The following is a 14,353-nucleotide window of genomic DNA, read 5'->3' on the forward strand; positions in this document are numbered from 1 at the left end:
GCCCGGTCGCTCGTGTCCGGGCTAGCGGCTCGGTGCCGATGAGCTGGCAGCCGCAACGCGCGTCAGCGCCAGCGCCGGCGTTGCCGACATCTTCACCAGTACGTCCTTGAGCGGGTATTGCGTCCACGCGCGGTTGACGTAGTCGCGATGGGTGATGCCCTCGCCGGTTTCGACGAACACGACGCTGCCCGGACGCAAGGGGCCGTCCATGTCCTCGGAGACACCGATACCCTTTTGCTTGAGCATGCTCATCAGCTCGCGGTCGCGCCGTGCCGTGTAGTGGGTGTAGGAGCTGACGAAGAAGCCGGAGCGGTGGCTCTCGATCCAGGACGCGAACTTGTCCATCTCGCCATAGACCGCATCGAGCAGCACGACGCCGCGGACGCGATCGCTGATGCCGCCGACCTCAAGGCTCCAGGCGGTCGGCAGGAAGCCGCCGCTATAGCCGACGATCACGATCGGCATGTTGGCGAAGGCGCGCGCGCTGTTGGGATCGCCGGTCAGCTGCGCGAGGTGGCTCGCCGATTCCTCCATGAAGCGTTTGAGGCCGCCGGGCTGCCAGAATTTTCCGGCGCTGGAATCGGCGGCATCGACGGCCATCTGCGGCGCCAGCAGCACGGCGTTGGCGCCGGAATCAGTGATTTGCTGCGGCACCAGCTGGCGGTCGCGCACGTCGCGCTCGAGCGTCGCGCCGTTGCCGTGGAAGAACACCACGATCACGCCAGGCTTGCGTACGTCGAAATGTTCGGGGACGTGCACCAGCACGCGGCTGTCGTTGTAGGTCTCGTCCTGCCAGAACACGCGGCCCGAATAGCTGCGATGGCCGCGACGGTCACCCTTGGAGATGTTGAGGAAGGGCGCGTCGGAGGCAGGGTTGTTGCCGAAATAGGGGAAGGCCGAGGACTTCATGCTGACGAGGGTCGTCAGATCCTGGCGCGGCGGACGCTGAAAGGGGACCTGCGGCGCGAGCGAGGCGACCTTGTAGGGCGCCTGCTCCGGCTGCTGCTGCACGGCGCGCTTGGGTGAGAAGTCCGAGATCTGCCGCTGCAGGAAACTCTCGCTCGCCGAGGGAAAGCGCTCTTTGAACTGCGGGGCAGGGAAGCGATCCTCGAACGTGTCGCCGCTTGCGACGCGCTGATTGGCGACCTGCGGGTTCGTCTTCGCAACGACCTGGACGTTGGCCTGCGAGCTTGCCGCAAGCGCTGTCGGATTGGGCGACTGACCGCATTGAACCAGCGTGAGCGACAGTGGCACCAAGCCTGAGCTCAGGGCGATCCGAAGCGCGCGACCGCGCGCCCCGGACCCCCAGGTCCGGTCAGCGCGCATGTCTGCCCTCAATTTAGGAACGGCCCCGACCATCCACCCATGACCCCAAGCATGACCCCATCCAAGTCACGAACCATCAGCAATCTTTAAGACCATTGAGCCGACTGGCGTTTAGGCGACGTTAAGCGTCCGGAGAAACTTCCCCACCTCCGGAATGACCGAAAATTGCCACGCAATCGTGTCGCGATTGTGGGAGAGACAGGCGCATCAGCGCGGCGGACTGCGGGTTTGTTGGGCCAAAGCGGGGAGAGAAGGTGGCTAGTTACCGATTTTGGCCGCCTCATTTAACCCTTGTTAACCCTGCTTGAATTGACTGAACCAATCTGCACGATGCCTCCAACGAGGCTCGACGCCTGAGGCTCAAGGACCAGATGACGGCATCAGATGCGGGAACTGCGCCCTGGAGCGGGCGACTGACCGGCGGCTCCGGCGTTTCCGTTCTGGTCGCAACCGCGATCGTGGTTGCGGACATGATCGGGGTGGGCGTCTTCACCAGCCTCGGCTTCCAGGTCAAGGATATCCCCTCGGGTTTCTCCATCCTCGCGCTATGGACGGTCGGCGGCATCGTCGCGCTGTGCGGCGTGTTTTCCTACAGCGAGCTGGGCGCGATGTTTCCGCGCTCGAGCGGCGAGTACAATTTCCTCGGTCGCGCCTATCACCCGGCCTTCGGTTTCCTTGCCGGCTGGGTCTCGGCGACGGTCGGCTTCGCAGCGCCCGTGGCGCTCGCGGCCATGGCGTTTGGCGAATACGCCAAGTCGGTGATGTCAGATCTTCCGCCGATCCCGCTTGCCATCGGCGTCGTCTGGCTGGTCTCGATCGTGCAACTGACCGGCGTGAGGCATTCGTCGACCTTTCAGTTGATCTCGACCATTCTCAAGGTCGTGCTGATCATCGCTTTCCTGATCGCCGGCTTCGTCATCGGTACGCCGCAGCCGATCTCCTTTGCTCCGCACGCTGGCGATCTCGCCCATATCGTGAGCGCGCCTTTCGCGATCGGGCTCGTCTTCGTGATGTACTCGTTCTCCGGCTGGAATGCCGCGACCTACATCATCGGCGAGATGAACACGCCGCAGCAGAGCCTTCCGCGCGCGCTGCTTGCGGGTACGCTGATCGTCTTGGTGCTGTATGTCGCGCTCAATGCGGTGTTCCTTTATGCGACGCCGATCAGCGCGCTGGCGGGCCAGCTCGATGTCGCAAGCGTCGCCGGCAGCGCTATCTTCGGCGCGCTTGGCGGCCGGATCGTCGGGGCAATGATCTGCGTCGGCCTGATCTCCTCGATCAGCGCGATGATGTGGATCGGCCCGCGCGTGATGATGACGATGGGGGAGGACATTCCCGCGCTGCGCGTGTTCTCGAAGCGATCGGTGAGAGGCGCGCCGGCCTACGCCATCCTGTTTCAGCTCGCGGTCGCCAACCTGCTGCTGTTCACGCGCAGCTTCGAGGCTGTGCTCGACTTCATCCAGTTCGCGCTCTTGTTCTGCTCGTTCTTCACGGTGGCCGGCGTCATCAAGCTGCGCATCACCGATCCTGATTTGCCGCGGCCTTACCGCGCCTGGGGATACCCGTTCACGCCGCTCATTTTCCTGCTCGTGACCGCGTTCATGATGTACTACCTCCTGACCGAGCGGCCCGTGCAGTCGCTGTCGGGGATGCTCGTCATGCTCGCGGGCCTGTTGATTTATGCTGTTTTCCGCAGGCGGCCGGTCGCCGCAGCCAATTCACACAATCGCGAATAGACATGTTTCGACCCATGAGATTTGCGGCCGTCGCTCTTGCCCTGCTGGCCGCGACCATCTCGTCCGTGCGTGCGGCCGAGGTCACCTATGACGACACCGCGCGCTTCCTCGCGGGCATGCAGCCTTCGGCGGATTCGCCGCTGATGGCGCTGACCAGGGACCCCTCCTGGCAGCATCACGCAAAATTCTTCGACGGCGCCTTCGCCCAGCTCGAGCAGCGGCAGCTATCGAAGATCCGGAGCTGGGCCGACGTCAATCTCGCCGCGCCGCGGCCGACGATGTTCTATTTGTTCAGTGGGCCGGATTTCCTTTACGCCAACGCCTTCTATTCCAAGGCCAGCACCTATGTGCTGGGCGCGCTCGAACCTGTTGGCGCGGTGCCTGATTTGACCAGGCTGTCGCGCGGCTCGGTCGACGCCGCGCTGTACAATGTCGAGCGCTCGCTCGGTTCGATCCTGAGCTTTTCCTTCTTCATCACCAAGCAGATGAAGGTCGACCTGCACACCAATCAGGTCAACGGCACCTTGCCGATCCTCTACGTTTTCCTGGCGCGCTCCGGCAAAACCATCCGCAACGTCGAGATGGTCGCGCTGGACGACAAGGGCGGAGTACACGTCGGGAATGACAATCCTGGGCCGAACGCCACGCGCGGCGTCCGCATCACCTTCGCGGGCTCCGACGGTGAGGCGCGCACCCTGTATTATTTCTCGACGGATCTCTCCAATCCTGGTGCACGCGCCGCCGGCTTCCTGAAATTCTGCGAGACGCTCGGCCCGGGCAACAGCCTGATCAAGAGCGCGTCCTATCTGCTGCACTCCGGCAACTTCACCGTTGCGCGCGACTGGCTGCTTGCCAACAGCGCGACCATCATTCAGGACGATTCCGGCATTCCGCTCGCCAACTACAATCCGCGGCAATGGCGCTTTTTCCCGTTCGGCCGCTATCTCGGTCCGATCAACGAATTCCCGGGCCGCTATCAGGACCGTTACGCCGAGTTGTTCACGCGCGCGCAGCCGATCGATTTCGGCGTCGGCTATCGCTGGCGCATGCACGAGTCGAATTTGCTGCTGTCGGTGAAGGTCGCGGGGGGCGATGCGCTGCCTGCCGCGGAGACGTCCTCGTTCGCCGAGCCGCCGCCGAAGCCGCTGCGCCCGAAGCGGCCGCGTCCACCCGAACCGATCCCGCCGCCGGGACGATTCTTCTGGTTCCGTTAGCTACCAGTGCACGCTCTGGCTGGGCTCGATGAATGCCGTCGTGCTTGGCGGCGTTGCAAGGCTTGTGGCCAGATACCACCCGGAGCCGATGACCAGCACGAGCAATGCGACGATCGCGATCATGTCGACGGTACGCGGATCGTGGTCCCTGGGATTGAAGTTAAGATGCAGACCAGGCCTGAAATGAAAATGACGGCTGATTTTCCAGCGCATTGTTGTTTCCTCCCGTGGGAGCATCACGACAACGCGAGGGGGAAGTTCCGGTTCCGCTCAAGGCAGCGATGCGCGAAGCACCGCAGCATGGTTACGAGGCGTTGACGCCGCGCCAGCGGCCGTAGCGCCACGGCAAATACCAGCGTGCGCTTTGCGGGGCAGCGAGAGGCACGTTGTCGATGCCTGATGTGCCGAAGGGATTGCAGCGCAACAGCCGGGCGATTGTCATCCAACCACCGGCCCAGAGTCCGAAGCGCTCGATGGCTTCGTCGCCGTATACGGAGCAGGTCGGCAGATGTCGGCAGTTATAGCCGACCAGCGGCGACAGCGTATGCCGGTAGAGCCAGATCAACGCGCGACCGAATCTGCGCGGCAGCCGCAGTGCCTGGGCAACGGGTGCGGAACAATGCTCGCAGGCTGAGTGCTTCATGTGCGATGTGCCGACGTCCTGTGCGCACAAATGCGCGGTTCCAGCGCAGGGAACAGCGAGCTGTTGTACGCGCGCCATATTTTGCCTGCTTTCAGGGAGCAGTGCAGCAAGTACCTATGGACGATCTGTATTCCCCCGGATACCATTTTTGTGACGTCCGTGTGTAGACTCGCGGGAACATCGATACGGGGCTTGCCTGAATCGCCTTGGGGCTTGGGGAAGGAACCAGTTTGAAAGTTCTGAAGTCGTTCAACCTTCGTGGCTGGTTGCTGGTGGGAACCGCCGCTTGTGGCGTCGTGTTGGCGGGGGCCATCGCGATCCTTGGCTCGCCGGCCAGCGCTGGCGCCTCGCTCGAAGAGCGCAAGCTGCCGATGAAGTTTGGCTGGGTTGCCTGCGAGCCCAATTGCCGCGGCTGGGTCAGCGCGGTCGGCATTATCACCGCAGATACTCCGAGGGACTTTGACGATTTCGCCCGCGGCCGGCAGCTCGGCGGCGCTACAGTGGTGCTCGACTCCAGCGGCGGTTCTGTCAACGACGCGATCACGCTGGGCCGGCGCTTCCGCAATCTCGGTCTCCTGACCACCGTTGGGGTCACGCAGCAGAACGGCGGCGGGAAGGCCGCCCGTCCGAGGGTCGCCTCGGAGGCCTATTGCGAATCCATGTGCGTGTTCCTGCTGCTGGCCGGCAAGAAGCGCTACGTGCCTGATGCGGCCCATGTCCGCGTCCATCAGATCTGGATGGGCGATCGCGCCGACGACGCCAAGGCGGCAAGCTACAGCGCGCAGGATTTGATGATCGTGGAACGCGACATCGGCCGGCTCGCCAAATACACCTTCGACATGGGCGGGGCGGGGGATCTGCTGTCGCTCGCTCTGAACGTGCCGCCGTGGGAAGATCTGCATGAGCTCGATGCGTCTGAGCTGAAGCTGACCAATCTCGTCACGACCGATCTGGTGTCCGACGTCCTGCCGCATGTGGACGTCGCTGCGCCTGCAATGGCGGACCTTGCGCCAAAGACGCAGGCAAGGTTCGGCGAGGAACCGGAGCCTGCCAAGTCGACCAAGACGGCGGAAGCGCTGGTCCCGACCGGCGGCGTGGCGACGCCGGCCGCGGCGACGCAGAAGTAAGAGCCTCAGTCTCAGGCTTGCACGGGGGCCGGGTGCTTCGCCTTGGCCTCGATTTGGCCGATCGCATCGACCACGGCATCGAAGGTGAGGAGCGTCGAGGCATGACGCGCCTTGTAGTCGCGGACCGGCTCGAGGAATTTAATCTCTTCCCATTTGCCTTCAGGAGGAGCGCCGTTCTCCTTGAGCATCTTGCGAACGGTTTCGCGTAACTCACGGAGTTCGCTCGCAGTCGAGCCGACCACGTGACTTGCCATGATGGATGAAGAGGCCTGTCCCAGCGCGCACGCCTTCACGTCATGCGCGAAGTCGGTGACGGTGTCGCCCTCCATCTTGAGGTCGATCTTCACGGTCGAGCCGCACAGCTTGGAATGGGCGGTCGCGGTGGCATCGGGGTCCGGCAACCGTCCGAGGCGCGGAATATTACCGGCCAGCTCGATAATCCGCTTATTGTAGATGTCGTTCAGCATGTGATGGAGTCCAACACTTACCTGCCGGATCGGCCTTGGCTGGCGCGGTCCAGGGTCCTATATAGGGGCGGAACTGGCGGAAAAACAGTCCGGCGGTGCGTCGGCGGTGATCCATATCCGCTCAGCCGGCGTTGTGCCGAGTGGCCTTTTTCGTCAAAACCGCTCTCTTCAGGCGTCCGGCGGCTTGTCCGCCCCGTCTGCCGGTGACACTCCGGCCGCAAGGCCGTCGAACGGAGTAGACATGGACGCAACGATCAAATCCATCCGCCCGAACAAGCCTTCCGACCGGCAGCTCGAGAGCCGGCCGGCCGAGCTTGACCCCGCTGAATTCCTCGCGGCCGCTGTCCGCGCCGACCAGCCGCGCCCCGCGCGTGCCGAGGCGGAAGCGGCGGTGAAGACGCTGCTCGCCTATATCGGCGAGAACACCGAGCGTGAGGGCCTGCTCGACACGCCGCGCCGCGTGGTCGAGGCTTTCGACGAGCTCTATCAGGGTTATCACCAGTGCCCGGCCGAGGTGCTCGATCGCACCTTCGGCGAGACCGCCGGCTATGACGACTTCGTGCTGGTGCGGGACATCGAGTTCACCTCGCAGTGCGAGCATCACATGATGCCGTTCTACGGCAAGGCGCACATCGCCTATACGCCGGTGGAGCGCGTCGTCGGACTGTCCAAGCTTGCGCGCCTGACCGACATCTTCGCCCGCCGGCTCCAGACCCAGGAACATCTGACGGCGCAGATCGCAGCGGCGATCGACGAGATCCTGAAACCGCGCGGCGTTGCCGTCCTGATCGAGGCCGAGCATACCTGCATGTCGGTGCGCGGCGTCGCCAAGCATGGCGCCTCGACCTTCACCAGCCGCTACACCGGCATGTTCCGCGACAATCCTGCGGAGCAGGCCCGGTTCCTGTCCATGGTGCGAGGCATGACGCGCTGACCTCGCGAACAACTGGCGAGATTTGTCGTGTCAGCTCACTCCCATGAGATCGAGGAAGGCCTGGCTTTCCTTCCCAAGTTCGATGCGAATGGCCTCGTGACCTGCGTGGCGACGGACGTCGCCACCGGCGACGTCCTGATGGTCGCGCATATGAATGAGGAGGCGTTGCGCAAGACCATTGGCACCGGTGAAGCCTGGTACTTCAGCCGTTCGCGCAATGCCTTGTGGCGAAAAGGTGAGACCTCGGGTCAGACCCAGCGCGTGGTCGAGATCCGCACCGATTGCGACCAGGACGCGGTCTGGATTCGCGTCGAGCAGATCGGCGCGGCCTGCCACACCGGCCGAAGGTCGTGCTTCTATCGCAAGATCGAGGCCGAAGGCGGGGGCGCAAAGCTGGTGTTCGTCGATGCGGACAGGCTGTTCGATCCGAACGCGGTCTACAAGAAATAGGCCCCCGTCATTCCGGGGCGCGCGAAGCGCGGGCCCGGAATCCATTGTACGGCATCACCCGCGATTCGATGGATTCAGGGCTCATCGCTGTGCGATGCCCCGGAATGACGGCGGTCCCGGAATTAACCCCGCATTAACCATACATGTCCCACGGTGGGACGATCAGGCGTCCGAATTGCCGGCGCCGCTCAAACGCCGCGCGGGGCGGGCGCTACATCATGTCGGTCGACAATTCCAGTGCCACGCAGATAGCCGCGAGCGACGGCTTGAAGCGCGTCGCTGGTGCGATCAAGCAGGGCTCGAACCAGACCGGCGTCAGCTTCGAATACATGCTGACCACCGCCAAGATGGAATCGGATTTCGATCCATCGGCCGGCGCCACCACGTCATCCGCCCACGGCCTCTATCAGTTCATCGATCAGACCTGGCTCGGCACGGTGAAGGAGGCGGGTCCCCAGCTCGGCTATGGCAACTATGCCGATGCCATTACCAAGACTTCGTCGGGCAGCTACACCGTCGACGATCCCTTCATGAAGCGCTCGATCATGAAGCTGCGTGACGATCCAGAGGCCGCATCCAGCATGGCGGCGGCGCTGACGCAGTCCAACAGCTTCAAGCTCACCGGTCTGCTCGGCCGCAGGCCATCCGACAGCGAGCTCTACATGGCGCATTTCATGGGTGTCGGCGGCGCGGCGAAACTGATCGCCAATGCCGAAGACAATCCGCAAGCGGTCGGTGCGCGGCTGTTTCCCAATGCGGCATCCGCCAACCGCTCGATCTTTTACGCCAGGGACGGCCGCGCGCGCAGCGTCTCTGAAGTCTATTCGGTGCTGAATGCGCGCTACGCCAGCGCTTCGAACGCGAAATCGACGCGCAGCGCGATGGCGATGTATGGCGACACGCCCTCGACCACGCAGGTCGCCGCCGCCAATGGCGTGCAGCCGATGGTCAACAGCGCCGCCTATCTCCAGACCTTTCCGGAGGCGCGCGGCATGACACCGGTGAGCGCAACATCGGCAGCCAGCGTCGCCGACAACACGCCGGTCACGCCGGCTTTCCGCTCGATCTATCAGCCCGGCGATGCGACGCAGCCGGTCTCGACGACGGTGCAGAAATTGTGGGGCAACAACGCCTCGCTCACGTCAGTCGCCTCGGCAACACCGGACGTGCGCCCGCCGCAACCGCTCGATCTCTTCAGCGATCGCAGCGGCGCATACTCCAGCTAGCGCGGCCGCGCCCGCTCGGCGACTTTCAGCCCTTAACAAATCATCAATAAAACCAGCGAGTTATGGTGAACGCTTTGTTAAGCGTCGTGGTTTATTTTGTGTTGCAGGTGACATCCAGTCACCGCTTCGTTTTCCGTTGCGTAAGCCGGAAGCAACATGATTGTTCGGCAGTTCATCAATTGGATCAGGACCGCGCCCGCCGGTGAGCGGGCGGAGGCAACGCGGGCGTTGGCCCGGGCCTGGCTCATCTCAGATCTTTCCCATGACGACCGCGTCGCCGCTGAAGGCGCGCTTTTGATGCTGCTCGACGATCCTTCGCCGCTGGTGCGGCAGGCGATGGCCGAGGCTTTTGCGCGCAGCACGGACGCTCCGGCATCGATCGTGCGGGCATTGTCAGCGGACCAGCCGACCGTGGCGCTCCCCGTGCTCGAACATTCGCCGCTGCTGATCGATGCCGATCTCGTCGACATCGTCGCGACCGGCAATGACGAGGTGCAGTGCGCGGTCGCCCGCCGTATCAACCTGCCGGTCTCGGTCTGCGCCGCCATCGCCGAGGTCGGCTGCGCGGCTGCGGCCCTCGAGCTGATCGAAAATCCCCATGCCGAGCTCGCCCCGTTCTCCTGGACGCGCATCGTCGAGCGCCACGGCCATCTCGCCGCGATTCGCGAGGCGATGCTGGTGCTGGATGATATTCCGGCCGCAACGCGCGCCGCGCTGGTGGCAAAACTCTCCGATACGCTGGCCCAGTTCGTCGTCGCGCGCAACTGGCTGAGCGCCGATCGCGCCGAGCGCATGACGATCGAGGCCCGTGACCGCTCCACCATCAACATCGCGGCGCGCTCGCGCGGCGATGACATGCAGGGCCTGGTGAAGCACCTGCGCGTCACCGGCCAGCTCACCGCGGGCCTGATCCTGCGCGCGCTGCTGTCGAGCAATCTCGACCTGTTTGATGCAGCGCTGGCCGAGCTCGCCGACCTGCCGCTGGCGCGGGTCTCGGCTCTGCTGCACGATCGCGGCGGCAACAGCCTGCATGCGCTGCTCCGTCGTGCCGGGTTGCCGGAAGCAACCTTCGCCGCATTTCAGGTCGCGCTCGATGCCTGCCACGAGCAGGGCTATGTCGATACCGACGACACCGCGGCGCGCTTGCGCCGGCGCATGGTCGAGCGCGTGCTCACCCATTGCGAGAGCGACCGCGGCGCCACCGAGCCGCTGATGGTCCTGCTGCGCCGCTTCGCCACCGAATCAGCGCGCGAAGAGGCAAGGCTGTTCTGTGACGAGCTGGTCGCAGAGGACGCGATTGATCCGATGTATGACGATCTGATCGCGGCGTAACGAGACGCCGTAGGGTGGGCAAAGGCGCATGGCGCCGTGCCCACCCTTTTTATCGGTACAATCAAGTTTTGGTGGGCACGCTTCGCTTTGCCCACCCTACGGTACTACAATCTTCGCAATGATGAGAGCGTACTACTCCACCGGCACGATGCTCGGCGCCAGGATCACCTCGAGATGCTCGGGGCGGTCGCGGTTGACGTCTGTGAGATAGTCGTCGGCGACCTTGCGCAGACGGCGGCTGAGTTCGGCGGAGACGCTGATGCTGTCGAGCCTGGTGTTCTCGTGCACGATGGCGAGGATGGCGTTGATATGGTGCGTGAACAGCTCGGCCGGAACCTTCTCGAGGTCCGGGGCATGCTCGATGATGCGGCACAGGCTCTCGGCAACTCCCGCCGCGGCCGGAAAACCGAACGTCGCCGCGTCGCCCTTGATGTCATGCGCGGCGTGGAACAGTTCGTCGCGTCGTTCCTTGCTGAAGCCGTCGTTACGAATTGCGACGTAGGCGGTCGAGAGACGGTTGACCTCGGTCGTCATCCAGCTCTTGAACTCGCCGGATAAACCGGCCAGCGCCTGCTCGGCGCGGCCGATCGGATCATCCATGTCCTTTTCCTCGACCCGACGCAGGACTTTGCGCAGCGGATTGGGCTGCGTGATCACGTGATGCGTGGCAAAGGCCTTGACCTCGATGTCCTTTGCGCTGTTCTTCGCCATGATGCCTGCCTCGCCTGATGAGACGTTGCGCTAGATGGTGGAGCGGGCCTTGTCGAGCAGTGAGGGCTGCTGGAGCACCTCGTGCTTTTCGCCGACACGGCGCTCCGGACCCATATAGGCGGAATTGGTGTTGCGGCGCCGGTCGGGGCCGAAATAGGTCTTGGTCTTGATGAAGGGCCGGGGGCTGGCGACGACGTTGAGGATGCGCTGGTAGAGGCCCTTGGCCGATATCGGCTTGGCGAGGAATTCGGTGACGCCGGCATCGCGCGCGACCGTGACGCGGCGCTTCTCGGAATGCCCCGTCAGCATGATGATCGGTGCGTAGGGATTGCCCTTGGATTCCGGCTGCCGGATCATCTGTGCCAGCTCGAGCCCGTCGAAGATCGGCATCGCCCAGTCGGTGATGACGATGTCGGGCACGTAGTGGCTGTACATTTCCAGCGCAGTGGCGCCGTCCTCGGCCTCATAGACCTCGCGGGCGCCGAATGAATGCAGCAGCGTCCGCAGGATGCGGCGCATATGGGGATTGTCGTCGCAGACGAGGAAGCGCAGCTTGTTGAAATCGATGCGGAACATGGCGCCCGAGCTGAAGCGGTCAATCTTCGTTAACCATATCGCGCCGGGAGTTAATGAAGGGTTGCGGCTGTGTTCGATGAGCCTTTGAAGAGGGGGACTTGTGGATATCGTAATTCCGCCATTTTTTATCGCAAAACAATAAAAATACTGAATCGAACGGGAGCCCAGTCCAATGAGCGTGATCGCGTTTCCTTATCCCGTGCCGGCCGAACCGCGATTGCGGCGCATTGGACGCGTCGTGGCCATCGGCGCACTGCTCTGTGCCGCGGGGGCGGTGCTGGCGGTGCCGCTGCTGTGGTCGAGCGACGAGGTGCTCCGACACTGGATCGCAACCCAGTCTCCGCTCGGCGCGCGGCCGTTCACGCTCAATCTCGATACGCGCTTCGCCGGCGCGCTGATCAGCCTGATCGGACTTGCGCCGGTACTCTACGCATTGCTTCAACTCTCGATGCTGTTCTCGCGTTTTGCGCGGGGCGAGGTCTTCGCGACCGACAATGCCGGGCGCATTCGCCGGATGGGTCTCGCGCTGATCGTCAATGCGCTGATCTCGCCGCTGGTGCAGATGCTCACCACCATCAACCTGACGCGGGCCAACCAGCCCGGCCAGATCGTGGTGATGTTCGGCATCGAGCAGTCGCATGTGCTGTCGATACTGAGCGGCCTTGCGCTCATCGCCTTCGCGACGGTGATGGCCGATGCCGTCCGCCTCTGGCACGAGAACAGCGAGATCATCTGACCATGCCGATCATCGTCAATCTCGACGTCATGCTCGCCAAGCGCAAGATCAGGTCGCGCGAGCTCGCGGCGCGCATCGAGCTCACGGAAGCGAATGTCTCCCTGCTGAAGTCGGGGAAGGTGCGAGGCATCCGTTTCGACACGCTGGAGCGGATCTGCGCCGTGCTCGACTGCCAGCCCGGCGACATTCTCGAGTACGTCCCTGACAAGGCGAACGACGCGCTGGAGCCTCGCGCGACCGGCCGGAAATCGGCTTAGCGCCAACTCCTCGATTTCAGACTGGAGATGTCTGCAATGGACCGCCTTGCGCGCGTTCTAATGAGCGCGGCTGCGCATCTGTTGGCCGGGTGTGGTTCGGTGCCGCTGACCTCGATCCCGCCGATGGCCCGCATCGATGCCAAGACGACCGATCTGTCGATGCTGCGCGTCGCCGTGCAATTGCCCGACGCGTTGCGGCCTCGTTCGGGCGGCGTCAAGCTCGATGTCGTCACCAAATTGGCGGGAGAGGCGGAGGTCAAGACCAGCTTTGCGATGATGGAGTTGAGTGCGCGCGAGCGGGGCGGCCTGCCGGCTCCGCCGCAGAACTCCTCCATCTACGCCTATCGCTTGTCGCCAGAAGACACCGCGCGCTTCGAGGCGTTGCGCGCCTCGATGGTCGAGCAGGGGACGAATGGCAAGCGCGGATCGATGGGGCTCGGCGTCGCAGCCAGGGAATTCTGTCGTGCCAACGCAGAGCCGCAGGCGGCTCTGCCCGTGACCATCTACTTGATGACATCGGAGACGAAGAGCTTCATCCCCGTCATCAGGGACTTCGATTTGCTGAGCGATCCGGCCATGGCGGTGGGTGGGAATCGATTCAGCCCTGCGGCCGGTGATCCGCGCGGCGCTCAATAGCCGAACTGCTCCCGCAAAATTCGCTCTTCCAGGCTGTGGCCGGGGTCGAACAGCATGCGCATCGAGATGGATTTGTCGGACAGGACTTCGACGCGCCGGACCCTGCGCACCTCCTCATGGTCGGCGACCGCCGCGACCGGGCGCTTGTCGTCCTCCAGCACCTCGATCACGACATAGGCGGTGTTGGGGAGCAGGGCGCCGCGCCAGCGCCGGGGCCGGAAGGCGCTGATCGGCGTCAGTGCCAGCAGCGCCGCGTTGATCGGCAGGATCGGGCCTTGGGCGGAGAGATTGTAGGCCGTCGAGCCCGCCGGCGTCGCAACGATGATGCCGTCGGCGATCAGCTCGGGCATGCGCTCGCGCTCGTCGATCAGGATGCGCAGGCGCGCCGCCTGGGAGGTCTGCCGGAACAGGTAGACCTCGTTGATGGCGTGGTGCAGATGGACGCGGTCGTTGACATCAGTCGCGCGCATCAGCAGCGGATTGATCTCGGATTCATGCGCCGCCTCAAGCCGCGCGCGCAGATCATGCGTCGAGTACTCGTTCATCAGGAAGCCGACCGTGCCGCGGTGCATGCCGTAGATCGGCTTGCCGGAGCGCATGTGGTGATGCAGCGTCTGAAGCATCAGCCCGTCGCCGCCAAGCGCGACCACGACGTCGGCCTCGTCAGGATCGCAATTGCCGTATTGCGCCGTAAGCTGGTGGAAGGCGGCCGCGGCCTCGCTGCCCGGGCTGGCGACGAAGGCGATCCGTTCGTATCGCGATGGCTTGGTCATGGCTTCCAGGCAGGTGCCGCTGGCTCGAGAAAGGTCCGCCGAGGTCGTCTATACGACCTGGGCCCGTATTGTCGAGGATGACCGGTTGGCAAGGCAAACGCGGGAGGCTGACCGGACGTCCCGTCCGAGGGCAAAAGCCGACTTCATCGGCCCCGGAAAGCCAATCCGGGGTCTCCGATCCCCCAAACCGTCGCAATTGGCGGCTATTT

General features: G+C 63.9%; 17 protein-coding genes. 10 read left to right on the forward strand and 7 right to left on the reverse strand.

All coding sequences use genetic code 11. From position 1 onward, the window contains the following. Positions 1–21: 21 nt before the first annotated feature. A complete protein-coding gene (locus XH98_RS20030; RefSeq protein WP_271619659.1) occupies positions 22–1,326 on the reverse strand; it encodes an alpha/beta hydrolase in 1,305 nt (434 codons plus the stop codon). A 371-nt stretch (positions 1,327–1,697) separates the two neighbouring features. Between XH98_RS20030 and XH98_RS20035 the strand changes: the two genes are divergently transcribed. After that, complete coding sequence (locus tag XH98_RS20035; RefSeq protein ID WP_271599235.1) at positions 1,698–3,062, forward strand: APC family permease; 1,365 nt, start codon at positions 1,698–1,700, stop codon at positions 3,060–3,062. A gap of 14 nt (positions 3,063–3,076) precedes the next feature. Beyond that, the gene (locus tag XH98_RS20040) at positions 3,077–4,276 is read left to right on the forward strand and encodes a hypothetical protein (protein ID WP_271619660.1); all 1,200 of its coding nucleotides are present in this window, start codon (positions 3,077–3,079) and stop codon (positions 4,274–4,276) included. Here the strand turns inward: XH98_RS20040 and XH98_RS20045 are convergent, their stop codons facing one another. Further along, the gene (locus XH98_RS20045; RefSeq protein ID WP_271619661.1) at positions 4,277–4,489 is read right to left on the reverse strand and encodes a hypothetical protein; all 213 of its coding nucleotides are present in this window, start codon (positions 4,487–4,489) and stop codon (positions 4,277–4,279) included. A gap of 91 nt (positions 4,490–4,580) precedes the next feature. After that, positions 4,581–4,919, reverse strand: a complete 339-nt coding sequence (gene yidD, locus XH98_RS20050; protein ID WP_271599238.1) for a membrane protein insertion efficiency factor YidD — start codon at positions 4,917–4,919, stop codon at positions 4,581–4,583. Between the two features lie 230 nt (positions 4,920–5,149). Here yidD and XH98_RS20055 point away from each other — a divergent pair, with 230 nt between their 5' ends. Beyond that, the gene (locus tag XH98_RS20055) at positions 5,150–6,046 is read left to right on the forward strand and encodes a hypothetical protein (RefSeq protein WP_271619662.1); all 897 of its coding nucleotides are present in this window, start codon (positions 5,150–5,152) and stop codon (positions 6,044–6,046) included. Positions 6,047–6,057: 11 nt separating this feature from the next. Here the strand turns inward: XH98_RS20055 and XH98_RS20060 are convergent, their stop codons facing one another. Then, a complete protein-coding gene (locus XH98_RS20060) occupies positions 6,058–6,513 on the reverse strand; it encodes an iron-sulfur cluster assembly scaffold protein (protein ID WP_271619663.1) in 456 nt (151 codons plus the stop codon). Positions 6,514–6,754: 241 nt separating this feature from the next. Here XH98_RS20060 and folE point away from each other — a divergent pair, with 241 nt between their 5' ends. The 4 genes from folE to XH98_RS20080 all read left to right on the forward strand — a co-directional run bounded on the left by folE (position 6,755) and on the right by XH98_RS20080 (position 10,455). Beyond that, entirely contained in the window at positions 6,755–7,447 is a 693-nt protein-coding gene (gene folE, locus XH98_RS20065; protein WP_271619664.1) for a GTP cyclohydrolase I FolE, read from the forward strand. 27 nt (positions 7,448–7,474) lie between these two features. Further along, entirely contained in the window at positions 7,475–7,897 is a 423-nt protein-coding gene (gene hisI, locus XH98_RS20070) for a phosphoribosyl-AMP cyclohydrolase (RefSeq protein WP_271619665.1), read from the forward strand. A 218-nt stretch (positions 7,898–8,115) separates the two neighbouring features. Next, a complete protein-coding gene (locus XH98_RS20075; protein ID WP_271619666.1) occupies positions 8,116–9,123 on the forward strand; it encodes a lytic transglycosylase domain-containing protein in 1,008 nt (335 codons plus the stop codon). Between the two features lie 156 nt (positions 9,124–9,279). Beyond that, a complete protein-coding gene (locus XH98_RS20080) occupies positions 9,280–10,455 on the forward strand; it encodes a DUF2336 domain-containing protein (protein ID WP_271619667.1) in 1,176 nt (391 codons plus the stop codon). Positions 10,456–10,587: 132 nt separating this feature from the next. Here the strand turns inward: XH98_RS20080 and XH98_RS20085 are convergent, their stop codons facing one another. Both XH98_RS20085 and XH98_RS20090 read right to left on the reverse strand, forming a co-directional pair. Then, positions 10,588–11,166, reverse strand: coding sequence for an Hpt domain-containing protein (locus XH98_RS20085; protein ID WP_057745881.1), 579 nt, complete (start codon positions 11,164–11,166; stop codon positions 10,588–10,590). A gap of 30 nt (positions 11,167–11,196) precedes the next feature. Next, positions 11,197–11,742, reverse strand: coding sequence for a response regulator (locus XH98_RS20090; RefSeq protein WP_057745877.1), 546 nt, complete (start codon positions 11,740–11,742; stop codon positions 11,197–11,199). A gap of 172 nt (positions 11,743–11,914) precedes the next feature. On the opposite strand from XH98_RS20090, the gene XH98_RS20095 reads away from it, so the two are divergent. Genes XH98_RS20095 through XH98_RS20105 form a run of 3 tightly spaced genes read left to right on the forward strand, consistent with a single transcriptional unit; the run spans position 11,915 to position 13,371 of the window. Continuing rightward, entirely contained in the window at positions 11,915–12,478 is a 564-nt protein-coding gene (locus XH98_RS20095; RefSeq protein ID WP_271619668.1) for a DUF2975 domain-containing protein, read from the forward strand. Positions 12,479–12,480: 2 nt separating this feature from the next. Continuing rightward, a complete protein-coding gene (locus tag XH98_RS20100; RefSeq protein WP_271619669.1) occupies positions 12,481–12,735 on the forward strand; it encodes a helix-turn-helix domain-containing protein in 255 nt (84 codons plus the stop codon). Positions 12,736–12,771: 36 nt separating this feature from the next. Further along, complete coding sequence (locus XH98_RS20105; protein WP_271619670.1) at positions 12,772–13,371, forward strand: hypothetical protein; 600 nt, start codon at positions 12,772–12,774, stop codon at positions 13,369–13,371. On the opposite strand, the gene XH98_RS20110 is transcribed toward XH98_RS20105, so the two are convergent. Continuing rightward, positions 13,365–14,144 (reverse strand): NAD kinase, encoded by a 780-nt coding sequence (locus XH98_RS20110; RefSeq protein WP_220002556.1) that lies wholly within the window; start codon positions 14,142–14,144, stop codon positions 13,365–13,367. The genes XH98_RS20105 and XH98_RS20110 overlap by 7 nt on opposite strands. Positions 14,145–14,353 lie beyond the last annotated feature (209 nt).

The sequence above is a fragment of the Bradyrhizobium sp. CCBAU 51745 genome, assembly GCF_028128715.1.
GTDB lineage: Bacteria > Pseudomonadota > Alphaproteobacteria > Rhizobiales > Xanthobacteraceae > Bradyrhizobium > Bradyrhizobium manausense.